The sequence below is a fragment of the Acetatifactor muris genome, assembly GCF_024623325.1.
Classification (GTDB): domain Bacteria; phylum Bacillota; class Clostridia; order Lachnospirales; family Lachnospiraceae; genus Acetatifactor; species Acetatifactor muris.
Window position 1 is genome coordinate 14,083 of sequence record NZ_JANJZD010000012.1, and the last position, 18,614, is coordinate 32,696.

26 protein-coding genes are annotated in these 18,614 nt (G+C 51.5%); all 26 read left to right on the top strand.

Annotated elements, in window-relative coordinates; translation table 11 throughout:
* Positions 1-3: 3 nt before the first annotated feature.
* The 26 genes from NSB25_RS12750 to NSB25_RS12875 all read left to right on the top strand — a co-directional run bounded on the left by NSB25_RS12750 (position 4) and on the right by NSB25_RS12875 (position 18,608).
* Positions 4-336, top strand: a complete 333-nt coding sequence (locus tag NSB25_RS12750) for a hypothetical protein (protein ID WP_103240141.1) — start codon at positions 4-6, stop codon at positions 334-336.
* 21 nt (positions 337-357) lie between these two features.
* The gene (locus tag NSB25_RS12755; protein ID WP_103240140.1) at positions 358-1,176 is read left to right on the top strand and encodes a hypothetical protein; all 819 of its coding nucleotides are present in this window, start codon (positions 358-360) and stop codon (positions 1,174-1,176) included.
* 60 nt (positions 1,177-1,236) lie between these two features.
* Positions 1,237-1,590, top strand: a complete 354-nt coding sequence (locus NSB25_RS12760; protein ID WP_103240139.1) for a DUF7768 domain-containing protein — start codon at positions 1,237-1,239, stop codon at positions 1,588-1,590.
* Positions 1,587-4,364: a DUF927 domain-containing protein gene (locus tag NSB25_RS12765; protein ID WP_103240138.1), complete on the top strand. Its 2,778-nt coding sequence runs from the start codon at positions 1,587-1,589 to the stop codon at positions 4,362-4,364. Before NSB25_RS12760 ends, NSB25_RS12765 begins: the two co-directional genes overlap by 4 nt.
* Before the next feature lie 410 nt (positions 4,365-4,774).
* On the top strand, positions 4,775-5,284 hold the full coding sequence (locus NSB25_RS12770; RefSeq protein ID WP_103240137.1) for a hypothetical protein: 510 nt from the start codon (positions 4,775-4,777) through the stop codon (positions 5,282-5,284).
* A complete protein-coding gene (locus tag NSB25_RS12775; RefSeq protein WP_207656162.1) occupies positions 5,253-6,011 on the top strand; it encodes a hydrolase in 759 nt (252 codons plus the stop codon). Before NSB25_RS12770 ends, NSB25_RS12775 begins: the two co-directional genes overlap by 32 nt.
* Positions 6,008-6,511 carry an ASCH domain-containing protein gene (locus NSB25_RS12780; protein ID WP_103240136.1) on the top strand — a complete coding sequence of 168 codons (504 nt, stop codon included), beginning with the start codon at positions 6,008-6,010 and terminating at the stop codon, positions 6,509-6,511. Before NSB25_RS12775 ends, NSB25_RS12780 begins: the two co-directional genes overlap by 4 nt.
* A complete protein-coding gene (locus tag NSB25_RS12785) occupies positions 6,483-6,710 on the top strand; it encodes a hypothetical protein (RefSeq protein WP_103240135.1) in 228 nt (75 codons plus the stop codon). Before NSB25_RS12780 ends, NSB25_RS12785 begins: the two co-directional genes overlap by 29 nt.
* Entirely contained in the window at positions 6,707-6,982 is a 276-nt protein-coding gene (locus tag NSB25_RS12790; protein ID WP_103240134.1) for a glutathione peroxidase, read from the top strand. Before NSB25_RS12785 ends, NSB25_RS12790 begins: the two co-directional genes overlap by 4 nt.
* Before the next feature lies 1 nt (position 6,983).
* Positions 6,984-7,250, top strand: coding sequence for a hypothetical protein (locus NSB25_RS12795; RefSeq protein ID WP_103240133.1), 267 nt, complete (start codon positions 6,984-6,986; stop codon positions 7,248-7,250).
* Complete coding sequence (locus NSB25_RS12800) at positions 7,237-7,395, top strand: hypothetical protein (protein WP_160229196.1); 159 nt, start codon at positions 7,237-7,239, stop codon at positions 7,393-7,395. Before NSB25_RS12795 ends, NSB25_RS12800 begins: the two co-directional genes overlap by 14 nt.
* Before the next feature lie 8 nt (positions 7,396-7,403).
* Positions 7,404-7,820, top strand: coding sequence for a VRR-NUC domain-containing protein (locus NSB25_RS12805; RefSeq protein ID WP_172455126.1), 417 nt, complete (start codon positions 7,404-7,406; stop codon positions 7,818-7,820).
* On the top strand, positions 7,817-8,188 hold the full coding sequence (locus NSB25_RS12810; RefSeq protein ID WP_103240132.1) for a hypothetical protein: 372 nt from the start codon (positions 7,817-7,819) through the stop codon (positions 8,186-8,188). Before NSB25_RS12805 ends, NSB25_RS12810 begins: the two co-directional genes overlap by 4 nt.
* Complete coding sequence (locus NSB25_RS12815; RefSeq protein WP_146040053.1) at positions 8,178-8,360, top strand: hypothetical protein; 183 nt, start codon at positions 8,178-8,180, stop codon at positions 8,358-8,360. The genes NSB25_RS12810 and NSB25_RS12815 overlap by 11 nt, the downstream gene beginning before the upstream one ends.
* Complete coding sequence (locus NSB25_RS12820) at positions 8,353-8,616, top strand: hypothetical protein (protein ID WP_146040052.1); 264 nt, start codon at positions 8,353-8,355, stop codon at positions 8,614-8,616. Before NSB25_RS12815 ends, NSB25_RS12820 begins: the two co-directional genes overlap by 8 nt.
* Positions 8,558-9,064, top strand: coding sequence for a hypothetical protein (locus NSB25_RS12825; RefSeq protein ID WP_103240130.1), 507 nt, complete (start codon positions 8,558-8,560; stop codon positions 9,062-9,064). The genes NSB25_RS12820 and NSB25_RS12825 overlap by 59 nt, the downstream gene beginning before the upstream one ends.
* A gap of 703 nt (positions 9,065-9,767) precedes the next feature.
* Complete coding sequence (locus NSB25_RS12830) at positions 9,768-11,114, top strand: site-specific DNA-methyltransferase (protein ID WP_103240129.1); 1,347 nt, start codon at positions 9,768-9,770, stop codon at positions 11,112-11,114.
* Complete coding sequence (locus tag NSB25_RS12835; protein ID WP_103240128.1) at positions 11,114-11,683, top strand: hypothetical protein; 570 nt, start codon at positions 11,114-11,116, stop codon at positions 11,681-11,683. The genes NSB25_RS12830 and NSB25_RS12835 overlap by 1 nt, the downstream gene beginning before the upstream one ends.
* Entirely contained in the window at positions 11,670-13,583 is a 1,914-nt protein-coding gene (locus NSB25_RS12840; RefSeq protein WP_242982440.1) for a terminase gpA endonuclease subunit, read from the top strand. Before NSB25_RS12835 ends, NSB25_RS12840 begins: the two co-directional genes overlap by 14 nt.
* 15 nt (positions 13,584-13,598) lie before the next feature.
* On the top strand, positions 13,599-13,820 hold the full coding sequence (locus NSB25_RS12845) for a peptidylprolyl isomerase (RefSeq protein ID WP_242982439.1): 222 nt from the start codon (positions 13,599-13,601) through the stop codon (positions 13,818-13,820).
* Between the two features lie 11 nt (positions 13,821-13,831).
* Positions 13,832-15,475: a phage portal protein gene (locus NSB25_RS12850; protein WP_103240127.1), complete on the top strand. Its 1,644-nt coding sequence runs from the start codon at positions 13,832-13,834 to the stop codon at positions 15,473-15,475.
* 19 nt (positions 15,476-15,494) lie between these two features.
* Complete coding sequence (locus NSB25_RS12855) at positions 15,495-16,025, top strand: HK97 family phage prohead protease (RefSeq protein WP_103240126.1); 531 nt, start codon at positions 15,495-15,497, stop codon at positions 16,023-16,025.
* Positions 16,026-16,036: 11 nt separating this feature from the next.
* Entirely contained in the window at positions 16,037-17,614 is a 1,578-nt protein-coding gene (locus NSB25_RS12860) for a phage major capsid protein (RefSeq protein WP_103240125.1), read from the top strand.
* A 22-nt stretch (positions 17,615-17,636) separates the two neighbouring features.
* Positions 17,637-17,969 (top strand): DUF2190 family protein, encoded by a 333-nt coding sequence (locus tag NSB25_RS12865; RefSeq protein ID WP_103240124.1) that lies wholly within the window; start codon positions 17,637-17,639, stop codon positions 17,967-17,969.
* On the top strand, positions 17,969-18,280 hold the full coding sequence (locus NSB25_RS12870) for a hypothetical protein (protein ID WP_103240123.1): 312 nt from the start codon (positions 17,969-17,971) through the stop codon (positions 18,278-18,280). The genes NSB25_RS12865 and NSB25_RS12870 overlap by 1 nt, the downstream gene beginning before the upstream one ends.
* Positions 18,273-18,608 carry a hypothetical protein gene (locus NSB25_RS12875; RefSeq protein WP_242982438.1) on the top strand — a complete coding sequence of 112 codons (336 nt, stop codon included), beginning with the start codon at positions 18,273-18,275 and terminating at the stop codon, positions 18,606-18,608. The genes NSB25_RS12870 and NSB25_RS12875 overlap by 8 nt, the downstream gene beginning before the upstream one ends.
* The last annotated feature ends 6 nt before the right edge of the window (positions 18,609-18,614 follow it).

Here is an 18,614-nt window from a genome sequence, read left to right on the forward strand (position 1 = left end):
GAGATGGCTTTAAAAGTAAATGAGATTGTAAAGGTTGAGGTGGAAGCCAGCGACGGCCAGGTCTTGAGAGAGGGCGACGCTATTATGCTTCGGGTAAGCAGACGGACCCCGGAGGACGTAGTCTGCAGGTTTGCCGGACTTTCAAACGGCTACTTTGTTACCACCACCCTGGACGGACAGCACGAAAACAAGTACCGCCAGGCAAGCATTGAAACCTGTTACCGCATTAAGGAAGTAGAGAAGATCCCGCCCCAGGAACTTAATGGAACGGGCAAGGAAGCAGCAGACACAGCAGCACAGAGCGCAGCCGCACCGACTATGATGCCGGGCGCATAAATAAAAGGAGGATATAACACCATGGCAGAAGCTAAAGCAAAAAACGAATTGGCAGTAGTAGACAACTTCGACCTGCAGACCATTAGCGGAGATTTGGCGCAGGCGATAGCGGAGGAAATGGACGGGCTGGGCGCCCTTCCTTTTGACCGCGTCAAGATCCCTTCCGGCGGCGGGCTTGCGTTTGAGCTTCCGGGCGAGGACGACGAGAACCCGGAAAGCGCAACGGAGATCGTAGGCGTTATTTTGGATCACCACCCGGTCAACGCATACTGGCGCGAGAAGTTCGCCGGAGGCAACGAACAGCCGGACTGCTCAAGCTACGACGGAAAGCAGGGCATAGAGAGGGAAACCGGGGAAATTAAGGACTGCGCCTCTTGCCCTTATAACCAGTTCGGCAGCGACGACAAGGGGAAGGCTTGCAAGAACGTACACCGGGTATTCATTTTGAGGGAAGGGAACCCCGTACCCCTGGTGCTTTCCTTACCGCCGACCAGCCTTAAGTATATGCGGGACTATATCGCCAAGCGGGTGATCCTTAAGGGCTTCCGTTGCTGGCAGGCAGTAACCAAGATCACGCTGAAGAAAGAAAAGAACGCCGCCGGGATTGCGTACAGCCGGGCAGTATTTACCTTCGTAGGGAAGTTAAGCCCGGAAAAGGCAAAGGAAGCCGAAGCCATGAAAGACTGCGTAAAGCAGCAGTACCGCCAGCTTGACGTAGAGGGCGCAGACTACAATACAACCGGAGGAAATACCCAGGACGGACCGACAGCACCGAAAGCCGACGAAGCGGGATTTATGAACGTGCCGGACGGGATCGACGAGGATCTGCCCTTTAATTAAAGGCAAAGGCTGGGGGCGGGGCGCTCCCCCCCAGTTAAAAAACGGTTGGAGGATAAGCGCATGGACAAGGTATATATAATTTCACGTTATAGAGCGTTCACGGAAAGCGGGATGGAATTTAACCGCAAGGTGGCGAGGTATTTCTGCAAAAAGATTGTTTTAGAGGGGAAGATCCCGGTCGCCCCGCATTTATTCTATACGCAGTTCCTGGACGAGAGCCAGGAGAAAGAGCGGCAGATCGGGCTTGAAATAGGGCTTAAGGAGCTTCGAGAGGCTGACGAGTTTCTTTTAATTATTATAGGCGGCTGGATAAGCGAAGGGATGCGGCGGGAAATACGCCAGGCTACAAGGGACAGGATGCGCGGAAGGGTAGTATATATGACCCGTAAAGAAATTAAGAAGGTGATAGGATGAACGCCGAACAGCTTAATATAGACGACTTCGTCAATTACGAAGCGGAGTACAGAAGCGTCATAAAAGGCGCGAAGCCCAGCGGCAGCAGTTTAGTCGGCCGCTGCCCCTTCCACGACGACAAAAAGAACAGTTTCAGCGCAGACCTAAAAACCGGACAGTGGCACTGCTTCTCAGAGGACCGCGGGGGAAACTTCGTAAGTTTCTGGGCGGAGCTTCACAACGTAGACACCAAGGAAGCATATAAGCAGATTTTAGAGAAGTACGGAAAGCTGACCGAGCCGGATCCGAAGAAAAACAAGCCAGCCAAGCCGAAAAATAAAAGCTACACCCTTGCAGAGTATACCTTTAATAAGCACTTGCCGGAGGACTTCTTAAAGGACACCTGCGGCATCAGCACCGCCAAAGACAAGGACGGGACGCAGTACCTTAAAACGCCATACTTCAACGAAGAAAACACAACGCCGATCTTTCGGAAGCGTTACGGAGATAAGGAGTTTAGGTGGAGCTGGGGCAGCGCCGGGAAGTTGATTTTATACGGCGACTGGCGGCTGCCGGAGATACGGAAAACCGGATGGGCGGCCCTTGTAGAAGGGGAAAGCGATACCCAAACTTTATGGTATTTGAAAGTTCCGGCACTCGGATCACCAGGGGCGGCGAACTTCAACGCCCGGATGGTTCCGAAGTTGCATGACATTAAGCTATATATACACCAGGAACCAGACCAGGGCGGCCAGACGTTCCTCGCTAAAGTTTGCCGGATATTGAAGGAGGAAGAATTTTTAGGCGAGGTTTACACCTGGAGCTGCAAGCAGTTCGGAGTCAAGGATCCGTCGGAGCTTTACTTAAGGGACGGAGCGGAAAAGGCATCCGAGAAAATACAGAAGGCCATAAAACACGCCCAGAAGCTGGACCTTGACGACCTGGCCGGAGCGATACCGGAAGCCATAAAGGGTGCGCCCGCGAACCTTCGCCAGCCGGAGGGCTGGATCTATTCAGAGAAGGGCATAAGCCACATAGACGAAAAGAAAGCGATACCGACTATGGTCTGCAGAACGCCGATCATATTAACCCAGCGGCTTAAGAGCATGGAAACGGGCGAGGAAAAAATAGAGATTGCATTTAAGCGGGACGGGCAGTGGAGCCGGGCTATATACCCGCGTTCTACTATATTCACTTCCCGGAATATAACCGCGCTTGCAGATTTGGGATGCACCGTAACCAGCGAGAACGCCAAGCAGGTCGTGAGCTTCCTGGCCGCATTGGAGGCGGAGAACATAGACATTATACAAAAGGCGGATAGTACGTCCACCTTCGGCTGGCAGACGCGGGGGCGCTTCCTTCCAGGACACGGGGACGACATAGTGCTGGACATTGAGCCGTCCTTAAGAGGTTGGGCGGCAGCTTACCACACCGCCGGAACCTTTGAGGGATGGATCGCCACCATGCAGCCGCACCGGAGCCGGGACAAGTTCCGCTTTATATTGGCGGCCAGCTTCGCCGCCCCGCTTCTAAAGATTATTCAACAGAGGATATTTTTTGTATATAACTGGGGCGGATCCAAGGGAGGAAAGACCGCAGCCCTTAAGGCGGCGCTTTCCGCCTGGGGCGACCCGGAACGCCTTATGGTAAATTTCAACGCCACCCAGGTCGCCCTGGAGAGGATGGCGGGCTTTTATAACGACTTACCGCTCGGCATTGACGAGCGGCAGCTTGCAGGGCAGAAGCAGGAGAACCTGGAAAAGATTGTTTACATGATCGCCAGCGGAACCGGAAGGGCCAGGGGAAGCAAAGGCGGCGGACTGCAGACGCTTAACACATGGCGCACCGTAGCCCTTGCCACAGGCGAGGAACCTTTAAGCACCGACACCACGCAGACCGGAGTCAGTACCCGTGTACTGGAGATATACGGCGGCCCCTTCGACGACGAGAAGTCCGCAAGCCTTATGCACCAGCAGGCGCCTACAAATTGCGGCTGGGCCGGCCCGGAGTTTATAAGCCGCCTTTTGACGACGGACGAGCGCACCATAACGGATCAATACGAAAAGATGGTAGAAGAAATTTACGCAGCAGCAAACGGAACCAGCGGCGCACATATAGCCGGGATAAGCGCGGTCGCCCTTGCGGATGCGATTATAGATACCTGGATATTTGGGAACGAAGCGGACGAAAACCGGAACGAAGCGGAACAAAACGACGATTTACCGGAGCAAAACGCCGGAAATTGTAAAAAAACGCTTGAAATACGGAACGAATCCTGGGAGAGAGCCGTCCGGATGGCAAAAGCGATTATACAGGAGCAGCTCGCTGCAGGCGTAAGCGACGTAAACGAAAACGCTACCCAGTTTATAGTAGATTGGATATTGAGCAATCGCGCCCAGTTCGGGGACAAGGCAATCGGAACGTGCCTGGGCTTTATAAGTTCAGCACAAAACAAGGCTTATATATTTCCTTCTTTGCTTAACCAGGCATTAACGAAAGCAGGGTACAGTCCCAGAAAAACCATGAAATATTTAGCAGATAAAAATATTATTGCTTCCCAGCCAAAAAAGAACGGCGGGAGAGAATACAGTATTTCAAAATGGTTTGACAACAGATCAAGCCGCTTTGTTGAATTTGATATAGGGAGATTTTCAAAAGCTATTGACCCATTAGACGAGGACGAGGCGGCAGAAGCCGCAGGGATTGAGGAAAAACCGAAAGCAGACGAGTGGCAGCAATTAGACCTTGATACAAAGTCACCTTTTGAGGAAGAAGAAACAGAGCTGCCATATTAAACTATACCTTTTCCCTATCGCCTAAAAAATAGGCGATAGGTTAGGCGATAGGTTAGGCGATATGTAAAAAATACCGAAAACAAGCGGCTTTTTAAGCCTATTATATATATTCTTACGCCCTATCGCCTATTATATAGGCTTATTGCAAAAGTAAAAAGGTAAAGAAAAAATAACCTTTTACAAAAAGTGAGGGTATATTTCCGAAAATTAGGCGATAGGCGATAGGAAATATATTAAAGCCCCATAAATAAAAGATTTTATTCATGTCGCCAAAGAAAAATAAAAAGGCGATAGGAAGAATAGGCGATAGGAGGTGAGCGGCTACGGAAAAAGCAGAAAAAGCCCTTGAAAAAGCGGCGGCAACGCTTGAAAAATACCGGAAAAATAAAACGCTTGTCCCGCCGGAGGAATTGGCCGGGAAGTATAAAAAGCCCTTCGAGAAATTAAAGCAGCAGCTTAAGGAGGAATTAGAGGAATATTTAAGGCTTTTCGTTCTGGACGGCTTGCAGGTACGAAACGACGACGAGGGGCAGCAGGTCATAGCTGAAATTAACCAGGCATTTAAGGAGGCACAGATCGGCAGGCAGGTCGGGCGGGCAGCTTTCCGGGAATTTGACTTAGAGAAAATAAAACGGATTGCCGAAGAACACCGCCGGAAAGTAGGGGGGATATATAAAGCATACTTTGACCGCCACACTTGCCTCTACGCCGCCGGGCCTTCCTGGGACCCGGACAATCCACAGCCGCCGCTTATTTACAACGATATTGTGGATAAGTTCTACGACGAGGCGGCGGGCGGGTGGATAAGCAAAGAGAAGCCCCCAGGGGCGGCAATATTGATTTTCATAAAAAGTGAAAATAAAACAACCGAGCAAAAGGAGGATAACGATGAACACACAGGAGAACGTAAAGAGGTTTGAGGGACTTTTAAACCAGGTAGAGAGGGAAGGGCTGGCGCAGCTTTTGGAGTACATCCGGGAAAAGAGCGACTTTTACACGGCCCCAGCTTCTACCCGGTTCCACTTAAGCACCGAGGGCGGCTTATTGCAGCACAGCCTCAACGTGTACGATTGCTTACAGGCAAAGAAGGAAAACAGTACCTGGGCTTGCATTTTGGAGGATGCCGGGAAAGATGCCCTTATTCTTTGCCCCTTGCTTCATGACCTTTGTAAAACGCATTTCTACAAGATCGATTATAAGAACCAAAAGACCTATGACCCGGAGAAGGTAAAGGCGGCGGAGCGTTGGCAGGTAAAGAAGGACAACGCTGGGGCTTTCATTTGGGAATCGGTTCCCTGCTACACCGTAGACGATCGGGTGCCATACGGACACGGGGAAAAGAGCGTTATGATGATTGAACAGTTTATGAGGCTTACCGGCCCGGAACGCTTCGCCATCCGCTGGCACATGGGATTTTCAGAACCGAAGGAGCTTCACTTACAGCTTACCCAGGCTATGAGCAAATACCCGCTTATACTTGCCCTTCACGAAGCAGACCAGGAAGCAAGCACACTTTTAGAGGGCGAAAAGGATAATAAGGTGCTTACCAAGGCGCAGGCAGACGCAGGAGAAAAGCCATGGGGAGGCGACGGCGGATCCGGGTGCGACTTCCAGGAGGCTGAGCCGTTAGGAGGTGCGGAAGATTGAAAGCTATAACAGTTTGGCAGCCATGGGCGCAGCTTTTAGCTGAAGGAAAGAAGCACGACGAAACAAGAAGCTGGCGGACAAATTACCGGGGCGAGATATTGATCCATGCGGCGAAGAAACCTTATTCACAGACCGAACGGCTCATGACCGCAGAAAGCCGGAAAAAGATAAGAGATACCCTCGGATTAGGTTTTATAAATTGGCGGGAGAAAATACCGACCGGAGTCATAATCGGCAAGGCGATTTTAAGGGATTGCAAGCTGATAGATCAAGCATACCACGACTTCATAAAGGAGCTTTGTCCGGAGGAATTTCTTTACGGCGACTTCACGGTCGGCAGATACGCATGGAGGCTGGAGGAACCGGAGATATTTAAGAACCCGATACCAGCCTCCGGAAAGCAAGGCTTATGGAACTTCGACGGAAGCATTTGGATCCGCAACGGAGAATTATTCATAAAGGAGGCAGAGCATGGAAGGGAAAATGGAAGGATTGACTAAAGAGCAGATCATAGAGAACCAGAAGAAAGAGCTGCAGACGCTGGCAGCCCAAAACTGCATTTTAGGAAGCCAGGCGAAAGAAGCCCAGAAGATAGCGGCGCAGCTTAAGGAAGAATTGCGGATAGCGCGGAGCGACAATGAAACCTTGAAAGAGGCCATTGTAAGCCGTTTTGTTTCAGATTGGGGAGGAAAAGCATGAACAGAAATAGAAAAGGCGTTATGCCGGAGATTACCAGGGAGATGTATAAGAGCATTAAGAAGTACGACCGCCAGCAGTTCACGGCGTTCTGTACTGACCTTTACGGCTTCGGCTTCCAGGACGGCAGAGAGAGCGTCCCAGGCGTTGACATTACGGCAATTATGAAAGCGATTGAAAATACCAAGGGGATTGGAGCCAAAAAACTGGCAGACATAAGAGCCAGCATAGAGGCGGTATTTGAGGAATCCGGAGAAGATAAGAAGGAGGGATAAAGTGGATATTGAACAGAAAGCGGAAATGCTTACTACGGCTTATATTCATTCCTACAATTTGGCATTGAAGGAAGTAAAAAATCCGAACCTTGCGGCACAGATAGCAACGGCGGTCATTATGGTAATTGACTTGAATACACCGAAGCAGCAGGCAATAAACCCCTTAGAGTTATTATTTGCACAGATGGCGGCCGCAGCCCAGGAGCGGACCAGGAAGGAAGAAAGTGAGGTAGACGACCATGACGGAGCAGAAAATGAAGCAGATTAACGCCTGGCTTAAGAAGGTAAACAAGGGCAAGCTGGAGATGCAGGAAAAGATGGTTATAGCCAACGCCACCATGGAGATGTTGGAGAAGTTGGAACCCATTTACGACAAGTACAACGGTAACAGTTGCGACGTCGCAAGAAAGTAGAGGCTTTGATGATTGATTTTGAACAGTTTAAAACCAAGGCGGAGGTCATTAAGTACCTTAAGGCTACGAAGGATATATCCTGCCAGACGACCGCACAGGCGGAGAAGTACCTGCGGGCGCACTTGCCAAAAGAAAGTTATTACCAGGATAAGATCATAAAGCACATAAGGGAACTTATACCCTCTTCCTTCGTTTGGAAAGCGGCGGCCGGACCATACAGCCGCCAGGGGATCCCGGATATTTGCGCCGTAGTAAACGGCCGGTATTATGGCTTTGAGGTAAAGCGGCCATTTATAGGCGTTCTTTCCAAGATACAGGAGCGCACCATACTGCAGATAAGGGCGGCAGGCGGGAAAGCCTACGTTGTTACATATCCGGACGAGGTAACAAGAATATTACAGAAAGAGATCGGAGGGACACCATGAGCAGAGAAGCGGAGCTTATAAAAGAGATTGACAAACATATCAAGAAAGCGGGCGGCCTTTACGGTTTGGAGCTTCCCGACAGCGACCTGCGGATCATACAGGCGGCGCTTGTTGAAAAAGAAGTCCGGATGAGCCGGATCGAGGCTGGGGACGTTGTAACAGATAACGGCTACCACCAGGAAGTCGTTATAACACGCATTGACAAGCACGGATATTTTGAAGGGTATTATGTAGCCGACGGCGTAACCGTAAAGGGGCTGGAAATTAAGAACTTTGTTAAGATTGCAGACAAAAGCGGAGAGTGGAAGTCCTGCAGGGGCGGCGTATACTTTCAGCGCAAGGGAGGCGATCCGCCAAGTGAGGAATAGCGAAGGATATAAGGATCCGACCGCCGGAGCAGCAATCGCCAGCGTGAGGCGGCAGGAGAAGCGGCGAAGGAAGGAGGAAAAGCATGAACAGAAAACAGGCGAGGGCAGCCATGCGGGGGAAAGCGAAGGGACCGAACTTAAACGACCCCAGGCAGGCGCAGGCAATGCTTGAAAATTTACCTATTGCCACATTGGTGGCCGGAATTAACAATAGCCTTGATATTCTGCAGAAAAGAGGCATACCCATTTCAGACTGGGACCAGAAAAAGCGGGAATTATACAGGCTTAAGGTTTTCGGCGGCAAGGTTTACTTTTTAGCGGCTGAGTTAGACAGATCCGAGCAAAAAACGAATAAGGAGAACGAAGCCGATGGATCAGAAAAGCAAGCAGCGGAAAAACGGACAGAGCGAGGACAAGGAAACGCTTAAGGAGTATTTAAACCAGTATTACACCGGACGCATTAAGCGGTCACAGCTTGAAAGACGGCTTAAAAATATCCGGGCGGAAATGGATGCCCCTATAGGCGGCTACGGATATTCCCCGGTAAATTACGGAGGCACAAACAAAGTCGGATCCGGCGCCGCTTCCTTCGTTTACCGCATGAGCGAGATTGAAACCCGGATAGAGGACCAAAAAAGCCGGGTAGAAAAAGCACTTTTGAAAGTCATGGATATTATGGACTTTTTGGAGGAAAACAGCACGGAGCGGATGGTATTGGAGCTTCGCTTTATTGATTGCAAAGGCTGGGCGGCCATTGAGAAGGAGATGCACTTAAGCCGAAGCTCACTTTTTTCCTACCAGGACAAAGGGCTGGATAAGCTATTGACCTATAAGAAAGTACGCCAGATTTTAAGGGAGTATAAAAAAGAGGTTTGAAATATAGCCCCCCTATGATACCCCCATATAATACCCCCGTATTTTCGCCCCATTTTTACAAGGCGAATTTTACGAGGGTATTTTATACCCCTTCATTTGGCACAGCACAGAGAAAAGCGTACATAGAAACATAACCCCATACAGCCCACAAGCCCAGCATTTACAAGGCTTCGCAAGTTTTTTAAACTTCGGACTCTTTTGGACTATTAAGTGTGCTAATATAGTAGCATGGACACGGAATAAAAAAGCATACCCCCATATAATAAGCCTATAATAAGCCCAATTTTTAAAGCTATACCCCCATATAGCAGGGCATAATATAGGCTTATTATATTGCATACATACAAGCACAGCACCACGCCACAGCGCAAGCACACAAGGGCAAGCACCACAGCCCAGGGCATAGGCGCACATAGTACCATAGCACAGCGTAGGCACAAGCACACATAGCACAAGCAAGCATTGAAGCAGAGAGGGCAAGGCATACAGCACCACACCGAAGCAATGAGAGCAAAGAGAGGAGGAGGCAGGGCAAGCCCCTGGCTACGCTGTTCGGCAAGCCTACCCACGCAAAAGACAAAAGGTACTTACCAAGCCATAAACGGCCTGCGGGGCGGGGAAGGCGCAGTATTTTCGGCGCTGAAATCGAAAAAAAATTTTGCTTTTCGTTACGCGAAGCATAGGAAGGAGGGAAAACGGAACCATGGAGCTGATAAAACGGAACCTTTCAGACCTTAAACCGGCGGAGTATAATCCGCGTAAAGCGCTGACACCCAGCGATCCGGAATACCAGCGCATAGCCGCCAGTATAGAAGAATTTGGGTACGTTGACCCGATTATTATAAATTCAGACAATACCATCATAGGCGGCCACCAGCGCCGCACGGTTATGCTTGATTTAGGCTATACGGAGGCGGACTGTATTCTTGTTGAGATGGACAAGACCAGGGAAAAGGCGCTTAATATTGCCTTGAACAAAATAACCGGCGAATGGGACGAGGCAGCCTTAAAAGATTTATTGATTGATTTAGATAAGGCAGACTATAACGTGAACCTTACCGGCTTCGACGGCGACGAGATCGAAAAGCTCTTTGCAGCCGTTGAGCTTACCCAGGAGGCAAACGACGACGGCTACGACCCGGACGAGAAGCTGAAGGAGCTTACGGAGATACGGACGCGCCCCGGCGATATTTGGCAGTTAGGCAGCCACCGGCTGATGTGCGGCGACGCTACGGACCTTTCCGACGTTGAGCGGCTTATGGAGGGCGCAGCGGCGGACCTTATCATCACCGACCCGCCCTATAACGTAGATTACGAAACCAAAGACAAGAGCCTGGAGCGTTCCTATAAACGGAATAAGACCAGGACCAGCAACGAAATCCAAAACGACAAGATGAGCGATAACGCCTTTTACAGTTTTCTGTACAAGGCGTTTTGTAATTTCAACGAAGCAGCGCGGCCCGGCTGTTCGGTTTACATTTTCCACGCCGACAGCGAGGGTATAAACTTCCGAACCGCCATGAGGGAGGCGGGCTTTTACCAGGCGCAGACGCTTATATGGGAGAAAAACCAGTTTGTTATAGGCCGCCAGGATTACCACTGGCGGCATGAGCCTATTCTTTACGGTTGGAAGGAAGGCGCCGGTCATTACTTCGGAGGCGGACGCGGGCAAGATACGGTTTTCATTGAGGACGACATAGACTTTACCGCCATGAAGAAAGCGGAGCTTGTCGCCTACATTGAGGGCATCCGGGAGAAGCTGCAGCAGGACACAACGGTCTTGTACGAGAAGAAACCGGCCCGCAGCGATAAGCACCCGACCATGAAGCCCGTCGCCCTTTTCGGGCGGCTGATTACTAACAGCAGCAAGTACGGGGATAACGTGGCTGACTTTTTCGGAGGCAGCGGGACGACGCTGATCGCTTGCGAACAGCTAAACCGGAGCGCGTACCTTATGGAGATTAACGAAAAGTATTGCGACATTATTATTGACCGTTGGGAGGAATACACCGGTCAGAAGGCCGTAAGAGTAAGGGAGGGCGGAGCGTAATGGCAGAAGAAAAGAGCAGCGGCGGCCAGTTCGTAAAGGTTGAGGTCATAGCGCAGATTTTCGGCGTTACCGTCCGGAGAGTACAGCAGCTTACCCAGGAGGGCGTAGTTAAGACTACGGAGATCCCAGGGGAGGGCAGGCGCTACGAGCTGGTGCCGACCATTAAAACATATATTCAGTATTTGAGCGATAAGGCATACGGCAAGGGAAAATCCGAAAAGGAAACGGAGCTTAGGCAGCAGAAGCTGGAGGCGGAAATCGCTTTAAAGGAGAGCCAGGGCGAGATGCACCGCATGAGGGCGGAGATCGCCGCCGGGAAATATGTTGACGTTGAGGAAGTGGCGCTGGATTACCAAAAGTTTTTCGTTACGTTTAAGCGCTTCGCGTTGAGTATTCCTTCCCGGCTTGTAAGCATGATCAGCGACAGCCTGGAGCCGTTGGAGGCCCGCCGCGTAGAAAAGGAGATGAACGCCGAAGTAAAGCGTATGCTTCGGGCTTTTGTTGTTTCCGGTTGCGTACCGGAGGAACCGGGGGAGAAAAAGGCAAGAAAGAACCGTGCAGAAGCCTAAACAGCTACGCATAAGAAAATACGATTGCAAACAGTACCAAAAAGCCGCGCTTGAATACTTGAACCCCCCGGAAGAAATGACAGTATCCGAGTGGGCGGAGCAGTACCGGATGCTTGACAGCAGGACCAGCGCGGAACCAGGCCCATGGAATAACGAGCGGACGCCGTACCTTGTAGAGATAATGAATGAGCTTCTAAACTACGAAACGGAAGAAATTATTTTTTGCAAGTGTACCCAGGTAGGGGGGACGGAGGTCGAGCTTAATATGTTAGGCTACACGATCCAGCAGGACCCGTCCCCGGTTGAAGTTGTTTACCCGACGGAAACCATGGCGAACAGCGTATCAGAAAAAAGAATAAAGCCCATGATTGAAAGCACTTCGACGCTTTATAAAAAGTACGATAAGAACAGCAGCAACCTGGAGCTTGACTTTGATGATATGTTTATAAAACTTGTTTGGAGTAACAGCCCTTCCGGCCTTGCTTCTTTTGCCATGAAGTACCTTTTTTTGGATGAGGTAGACAAGTACCCAGGAGCCAGCAAGAAAGAGGCGGATCCGATCAGCCTGGCAAAAGAGCGTACAAAGACTTTCCGAAACAGCAAAGTCTATATGACCAGCACACCGACCATAAGGACGAACCACATCTGGAAAGCCAAGGAAGGAGCCGACGCAGAAAAGCATTACTTCATACCTTGCCCGCATTGTGGGGAGTTTATAGAGCTTCACTTTGACAACCTTAAGTGGCCCGGAAAAGATAAGGATCTTGTGGACGCATACGGAGAGGATGCCATAAAGGAGAAGCTGGGGAACTTTGAGCCGATAGACGACTCGGAGGGTTTGAGCGACGCAGACCGGGCGGAGTTTGCTTTTTACGTTTGCCAGGAGTGCGGATGCGTAATCACGGATGCCCAGAAGCAGCAGGCAGTAAAGAAGGGACACTGGGAGGTCGTAAGACAAACAACCCGCTTTGTAAAAAAGGTTTGTTTCTGGATAAATACGCTTTATAGCCCCTTCGTCCGGTTTTCCGAAATTGCGAAGGAATTTATGGGCAGCAAGGCGGACCCGGAGAAACTACAAAACTTCGTAAATTCCTGGCTTGCAGAACCATGGGAAGATACCAAGCTAAAGACCAGCAAGGACCTTGTTATGGAGCGGCAGACGGAGCTTGCAGAGTTTACCGTGCCGGATTGGGCGAAGCTTCTTACCGGAGGCGTAGACGTTCAGCAAAACTGCGTATATTGGACCATAAGAGCCTGGGGCGACTTCTTGACAAGCCAGAACGTAGCACACGGCCAGGCTTACAGTTTTAAAGAGGTTGAGCAGATTATGAACCTTGAATATAAGACAGAGTCCGGAGCCGTTGCAATAGTAAACCTATGCCTCATAGACTCCGGCTACGACGCCGACAGCGCATACGATTTTTGCGCGCTAAACGCGGAGTGGGCGCTGCCGGTAAAAGGCGCCAGCAACCCCATGCAGAACCATTTTAAGATCAGTACCGTAAATAAGGACAGTTCCAAAGCTTACGGCATGAATCTAATAATAGTTGACGGCGGGAAGTACAAGGATATGATCGCCGGGAGGATGAGAAAGCCAAACGGGCGCGGGAGTTGGATGGTATACCAGGGCTGCGACGAGGAATACGCCGCGCAGGTTACGGCGGAGCATAAAATCCTCGTTAAGAACGGCAACGCGAAGCCACGCCTTGAATGGGTGCCGAAGCACAGCCACGCCGACAACCATTATTTAGATGCCGAAGTATACGCCATGGCAGCAGCCGACACCCTGGGCGTCCGGATGCTTCATTTGCAGGGCGAACAGCAGCAGGCCCAGCCAGAAAAGAAGGAGCAGTACACGCCGGAGGAAGAATGGATCAGCCAAAACGAGAGCTGGCTATAGGAAGGAGGAAACCGGGTGGAACAACAGATGACAGCGCAGGAAATGCTTACCGAAGTAAATAACGCTATTTACGCTATTTGCGTAGGAGGGCAAAGTTATAAAATCGGTTCCCGGCAGCTTAACCGGGCAGACCTTAAGACGCTTTACGACATTAAAAATGACCTTACGGCGCAGGTCGCCGGAGATACGCCGGGCTTTTTGGATGATTGCTACGTCGCAGTATTTGACCGGAGATAGGAGGGAAAGAAGTGGGAAACGTATTAGACAATATAATCGGCTTCATTTCTCCCGCAGCCGGAGCCAGGAGGGAGGCGTGGCGGCAGTATTTAGACGAACAGCGCCATTATGACGCCGGAAGCTACGACCGCCTTAACGCCGGGTGGGTGGCTTACAATCAGAGCGCGGAGCAAACGGATCGCTACAGCAGGGACACGATCCGCGCAAGGGCGCGGGACCTTGAGCGAAACAGCGACATGGCTAACAGCATAATCGGAGCTTACCGCCGGAACGTAGTAGGACACGGCTGGACGCTTCGGGCAAGGACCAGCAACGAAACCCTTAATAAGAAGATCCAGGAAGCCTGGGCGGAGTGGTGCAAGCGTAAAAATTGCGACGTAACCGAAACGCAGAGCTTTAATCAGATGCTTAGAATGGCGGAGCGCCGGAAGAAAGTAGACGGCGGAATCCTTTTTAAGAAATGCTATACCGGAGGCGGCCTGCTGCCCTTTAAGTTGCAGGCGTTGGAGGTTGACGAGCTGGACACCGGCAGAGTAGCGCCGCATAACCCGAAATGCCGCGTTATTGGAGGAATAGAGCTTAACACCTATAACAAGCCGGTCGGCTATTGGATAAGGCAGTATAACGTAGACGGCTTCGGGCAGATTGACCCCGTATATGTTCCGGCGAAGGATATTATTTATTTCTTCACGAAAGACCGCCCCTCCCAGGTTCGGGAGATGAGCGACCTGGCCCCGACCATTACCAGGGTAAGGGACGCGAATGAGTTTATGACGGCGGTAAGCGTAAAGGAGCGCATAGCCGCCTGCCTTGCGGTTTTCGTAAAAAAGATTATTCCTACAACGGGAAACTTTGCAAGGGGAATAAACCAGGACAGCAGGCCGCGTGAGGACTACGACGGGAAGCGGATCAGCCCCGGCATGATAAAAGAGCTTAACGCCGGGGACGAGATCCAGGTCGTAAACCCGACCGGGCAGGCAACGGACGCCGCCAGCTATATCAAGCTGCAGCAGCGGCTTATAGGAGCCGGGCAGGGCTTAAGCTACGAAGCCACGAGCCGCGACATGAGTCAGAGCAATTACAGCAGCGCCCGCCAGGGAATTATTGAGGATGGCCAGACCTACATAGAGGACATAGAACTGCTGCAGGAGGTTGTGATGGACGAAGTATACGAAACCTTCATAATTTCCGGCGTTCTTTCCGGCTTATTCAATATCCCCGGATTTTGGGAGGATAAGCAGAAATATTTTAAGCACGAATGGGTGGCAGCACCGAAAAAGTGGATAGACCCCAGCAAAGAGGCCATGGCAACAAAGATCGCGTTGCAGACCGGCCAAAAGACATACCCGCAGATCGCGGCGGAGAACGGCAAAGACTGGAAAGAACAGATAGACGAAACCGTCGCCGTTTTGGAATACGCCAGGGAAAAAGGCTTAGAGATGGGAGGTGTTATATTTGACAGAACAGAAGCAGACCTTACTCCTGCAGACGAAAAAGACAAGCAGGACCCGGCAGCCGTACCAGCACCTGCAGACCAGGGCGGCGGAAACCAGCCCCCAGGGCAGCCGGCAGAACAGCAGCCAGGGAACCAGCCGGCAGAGCAGCCGGCAGCCGGCGACGGACAGCAGGAGGGAAAATCAAATAAGGGCGTTTAGTACGGCAACCATACGCGCCATGGAAGGCGAAGGGAATGAGCGGAAGTTCATTCTTTCTTTTTCTTCAGAAGAACCATACGAGCGTTACTGGGGGAAGGAGATTTTAGACCACAACCCGGCAGCCGTTGACCTTACCAGGCTTAACAGTATAGGCGTCCTTCTTTTCAACCATAACCGCGATAAAGTTATCGGCAGAATAAACCGCGCCTGGATTGAAAACCAGCGGGGCATGGCTGAGGTAGAATTTGACAGCGACGAAGAAAGCGAGGTCATTTTTCAGAAGGTAAAAAGCGGGACGCTCAAGGGCGTTTCCGTTGGGTATAAGATTGGTGTGATTGAGGAAGTCATGCCGGGGAAGATATCCACCGACGGACGTTTTAACGGTCCTTGCGACGTCGCAAGGGAATGGATGCCCTACGAGATAAGCGTAGTAAGCGTCCCAGCAGACGCTACCGTGGGAGTAGGGCGGGAGCTTAAAGGGAATCCGCAGGCTCCGGAAACTTTAACTTGTTTTGAAGCACAACTTCAAATAAATAAAAACAGAAAATAGGAGGTACAGAGATGACACCGAAACAAAGACGAGAAGCCGCCATGCTGAAGCAGCAGGCCATTGTGAACGCCGCCAAGGCAGACGGCAACCGTGCGCTGACGGCGGAAGAACAGGCACAGTTTAACGCTCTCCAGAGGGAGATTGACGAAGCCCAGGCAGAGATCGACGCACAGGAGAGAGGGCTGGCAGGAGGAACCGGAGCGGCAGCAGCACCCCCGGCGGCGAATCCCCAGCAGACGACACCACCCCCGGCAACCGCACCGCAGACAGTACCTGCAGATGGACAGCGGAGCGCAACCGAGGCGGAGCGTAACCGGGTAACGGAAATTATGGCACTTTGCCGGGACTTCGATGTGGATCCGGCGGAGCATATCCGCAACGGTTCCAGTTTGGATCAGGTACGCAGTTCCATCCTTGACGGCATGAGGCAGACCGGAAGCCCTGTGGGCGTACAGGTCACCAGGGACGAAAACGAAACTTTCAGACAGAGGGCAACCGACGCGCTTATGCTTCGGGCAGGCGTACCCGTAGCCACCCCGGCAGACGGAGCGAATGAGCTTAGATCCATGAGCCTCCGCGACCTTGCTATTGAGTGTTTGAGCAGGGACGGGCGGGACACTATGCAGCTTTTGAGGATGCAGCCCGACGATATGTACGGCGAGCTTTGCCGCCAGTTCTACAACCCTACGGCAGCCTTTCCGGCGATCCTTGACAACACGATCAGAAAGAGCATTGTGCAGCTTTACAACGCAGTGCCTACGACCTTCCAGGCATGGACCACAAAGGGCAGCTTGAAGGACTTCAAGACCACAGCGGATCACGAATACGTGATCGGAGGTATGGGCGACTTCCTTCTGGTTCCCGAAAACGGCGAGCTTAAGCCGGATAAGCCCAGGACGGAGCTGCTGCCGAACCGCAAGCTGGACACCTACGGGCGGACATTCAGCATGACCCGCCAGGCGTTCATCAACGACGATATCGGCTTTTTAACGGAGGTTCCGGGGCTTTACGCAGCAGCGGCAAAGAAAACCATTGATAAGCAGGTCTATAGCTTGCTTTACAATAATGCCCCGATTTTCGACGGCGTAAACCTTTTCCATAAGAACCACGGGAACCTGATCGCAAAGGGCGGCAAGCCTACCCAGGCTTCGATCCAGGCTATTATCCTGCAGATGCAGCACCAGCGCGACCAGTTCGGGGAAGCTATTTACATTACCCCGCAGCATATTATTGTGCCTGTTGGCTATGAGTTTGAGCTGGCGGTCATTCTTCACAGCACCCAGGTAGTAGGCAGCAATAACAACGATATCAACCCGCTGTACAACTACCCGATCAATATTATTCAGACCCCGGTGCTTAACGCCCTGGCAGGGGATAAGGAAGTGCCGTGGTTTATGGTTGCAAACACCGCCAGCGCAAAACATATCCAGGTGGACTACTTGAACGGGCAGGAAACCCCGACCGTAAGAAGGATGGAAACGCCGGGTGTTTTGGGCTTCCAGTGGGATATTTACCTTGACTGGGGAATCGCCGTAAGGGACTTCCGCGGAATTGCAAAGAACCCTGGAGAAAAGATCGCAGCAGAATAAGAGATAAGGAGGATTAAAAGCCATGAGTAAAGCCGCATATTGGCAGAGAGGGGAAACCCTCGACTATAAGAACAATACGGACACAAAGATCGAGGCAAACACGGTCATTTCTTTCGGTTCCCATATTGGCGTCGCCGGGACGGATATCCTCCCCGGCGAGCTGGGATCGCTTGTAGTTACAGGCGTTTTTGAGATCGACAAGACCGCAACTGGAGCCATTGAGATGGGAACGGAGGTATATTTTGACGGGACCGGCATCACCGACACCAAGGGCGACGACACGCCGCTGGCAGGGTATGCGGCTCAGGCAGCAGCCGCAAGCGATACCGTTATCCTGGTAAAGTTGGGCGGCTGATGAAACAGCTTATAGCCGTTTTCCCCATACTTTTTGAAAGCCAGAACTATGAGCCGGGCGACGAGCTGCCGACACATAACGCCGGGCTTGTAGAAGTATGGATCGGAAACGGAACGGCGATATGGAAGGACACGGAGGAACCCAAAAAGCGGAGCGCAAAAGCGAGGCAGACAACCGCCCCCGCAGGGCTTCCCGGTGATGCTTACCCTTCCGCCGGAGCGGAGCAGGATTTAGTGGGAAAACCGCCGTCCAGGAAAACGAGGGGCGCACAGCCGGAACCGACCAAAGGAAGGAGGAAAAGCAGTGCGTAAGCCGCTGACATTTAAGGAGCTTCTGAGGCAGGACGTAAAAACGGTATTTCTTAACCCGGCAGAGTTTGGAGAGGAACACACGGTCAACGGAAAAACAATGCTGATCATTATTGACGATAACGAGCTTACGGAGAGGGAAAAGCGGATGAAAAGCAACATGGACGGCATATACAAAAAGCAAACGCTTGTATATGTCAGCGCCTTAGACTTCGGCCCGCTTCCGGGAGTAGGCAAGCCCGTCAAGATAGACGGCGCAACCTTTATCGTTACCGACAGCTTGAACGAGGGCGGCGTGTATTCCTTGCATTTGGAGGCGAATAAGAGTTGATAGAAA

Coding starts and splice junctions, on each gene's coding strand:
- NSB25_RS12750 (WP_103240141.1), top strand. CDS start 4: ATGGCTTTAAAAGTAAATGAGATTGTAAAGGTTGAGGTGGAAGCCAGC.
- NSB25_RS12755 (WP_103240140.1), top strand. CDS start 358: ATGGCAGAAGCTAAAGCAAAAAACGAATTGGCAGTAGTAGACAACTTC.
- NSB25_RS12760 (WP_103240139.1), top strand. CDS start 1,237: ATGGACAAGGTATATATAATTTCACGTTATAGAGCGTTCACGGAAAGC.
- NSB25_RS12765 (WP_103240138.1), top strand. CDS start 1,587: ATGAACGCCGAACAGCTTAATATAGACGACTTCGTCAATTACGAAGCG.
- NSB25_RS12775 (WP_207656162.1), top strand. CDS start 5,253: ATGAACACACAGGAGAACGTAAAGAGGTTTGAGGGACTTTTAAACCAG.
- NSB25_RS12785 (WP_103240135.1), top strand. CDS start 6,483: ATGGAAGGGAAAATGGAAGGATTGACTAAAGAGCAGATCATAGAGAAC.
- NSB25_RS12790 (WP_103240134.1), top strand. CDS start 6,707: ATGAACAGAAATAGAAAAGGCGTTATGCCGGAGATTACCAGGGAGATG.
- NSB25_RS12800 (WP_160229196.1), top strand. CDS start 7,237: ATGAAGCAGATTAACGCCTGGCTTAAGAAGGTAAACAAGGGCAAGCTG.
- NSB25_RS12805 (WP_172455126.1), top strand. CDS start 7,404: ATGATTGATTTTGAACAGTTTAAAACCAAGGCGGAGGTCATTAAGTAC.
- NSB25_RS12810 (WP_103240132.1), top strand. CDS start 7,817: ATGAGCAGAGAAGCGGAGCTTATAAAAGAGATTGACAAACATATCAAG.
- NSB25_RS12820 (WP_146040052.1), top strand. CDS start 8,353: ATGCTTGAAAATTTACCTATTGCCACATTGGTGGCCGGAATTAACAAT.
- NSB25_RS12825 (WP_103240130.1), top strand. CDS start 8,558: ATGGATCAGAAAAGCAAGCAGCGGAAAAACGGACAGAGCGAGGACAAG.
- NSB25_RS12830 (WP_103240129.1), top strand. CDS start 9,768: ATGGAGCTGATAAAACGGAACCTTTCAGACCTTAAACCGGCGGAGTAT.
- NSB25_RS12835 (WP_103240128.1), top strand. CDS start 11,114: ATGGCAGAAGAAAAGAGCAGCGGCGGCCAGTTCGTAAAGGTTGAGGTC.
- NSB25_RS12855 (WP_103240126.1), top strand. CDS start 15,495: ATGGAAGGCGAAGGGAATGAGCGGAAGTTCATTCTTTCTTTTTCTTCA.
- NSB25_RS12860 (WP_103240125.1), top strand. CDS start 16,037: ATGACACCGAAACAAAGACGAGAAGCCGCCATGCTGAAGCAGCAGGCC.
- NSB25_RS12865 (WP_103240124.1), top strand. CDS start 17,637: ATGAGTAAAGCCGCATATTGGCAGAGAGGGGAAACCCTCGACTATAAG.
- NSB25_RS12870 (WP_103240123.1), top strand. CDS start 17,969: ATGAAACAGCTTATAGCCGTTTTCCCCATACTTTTTGAAAGCCAGAAC.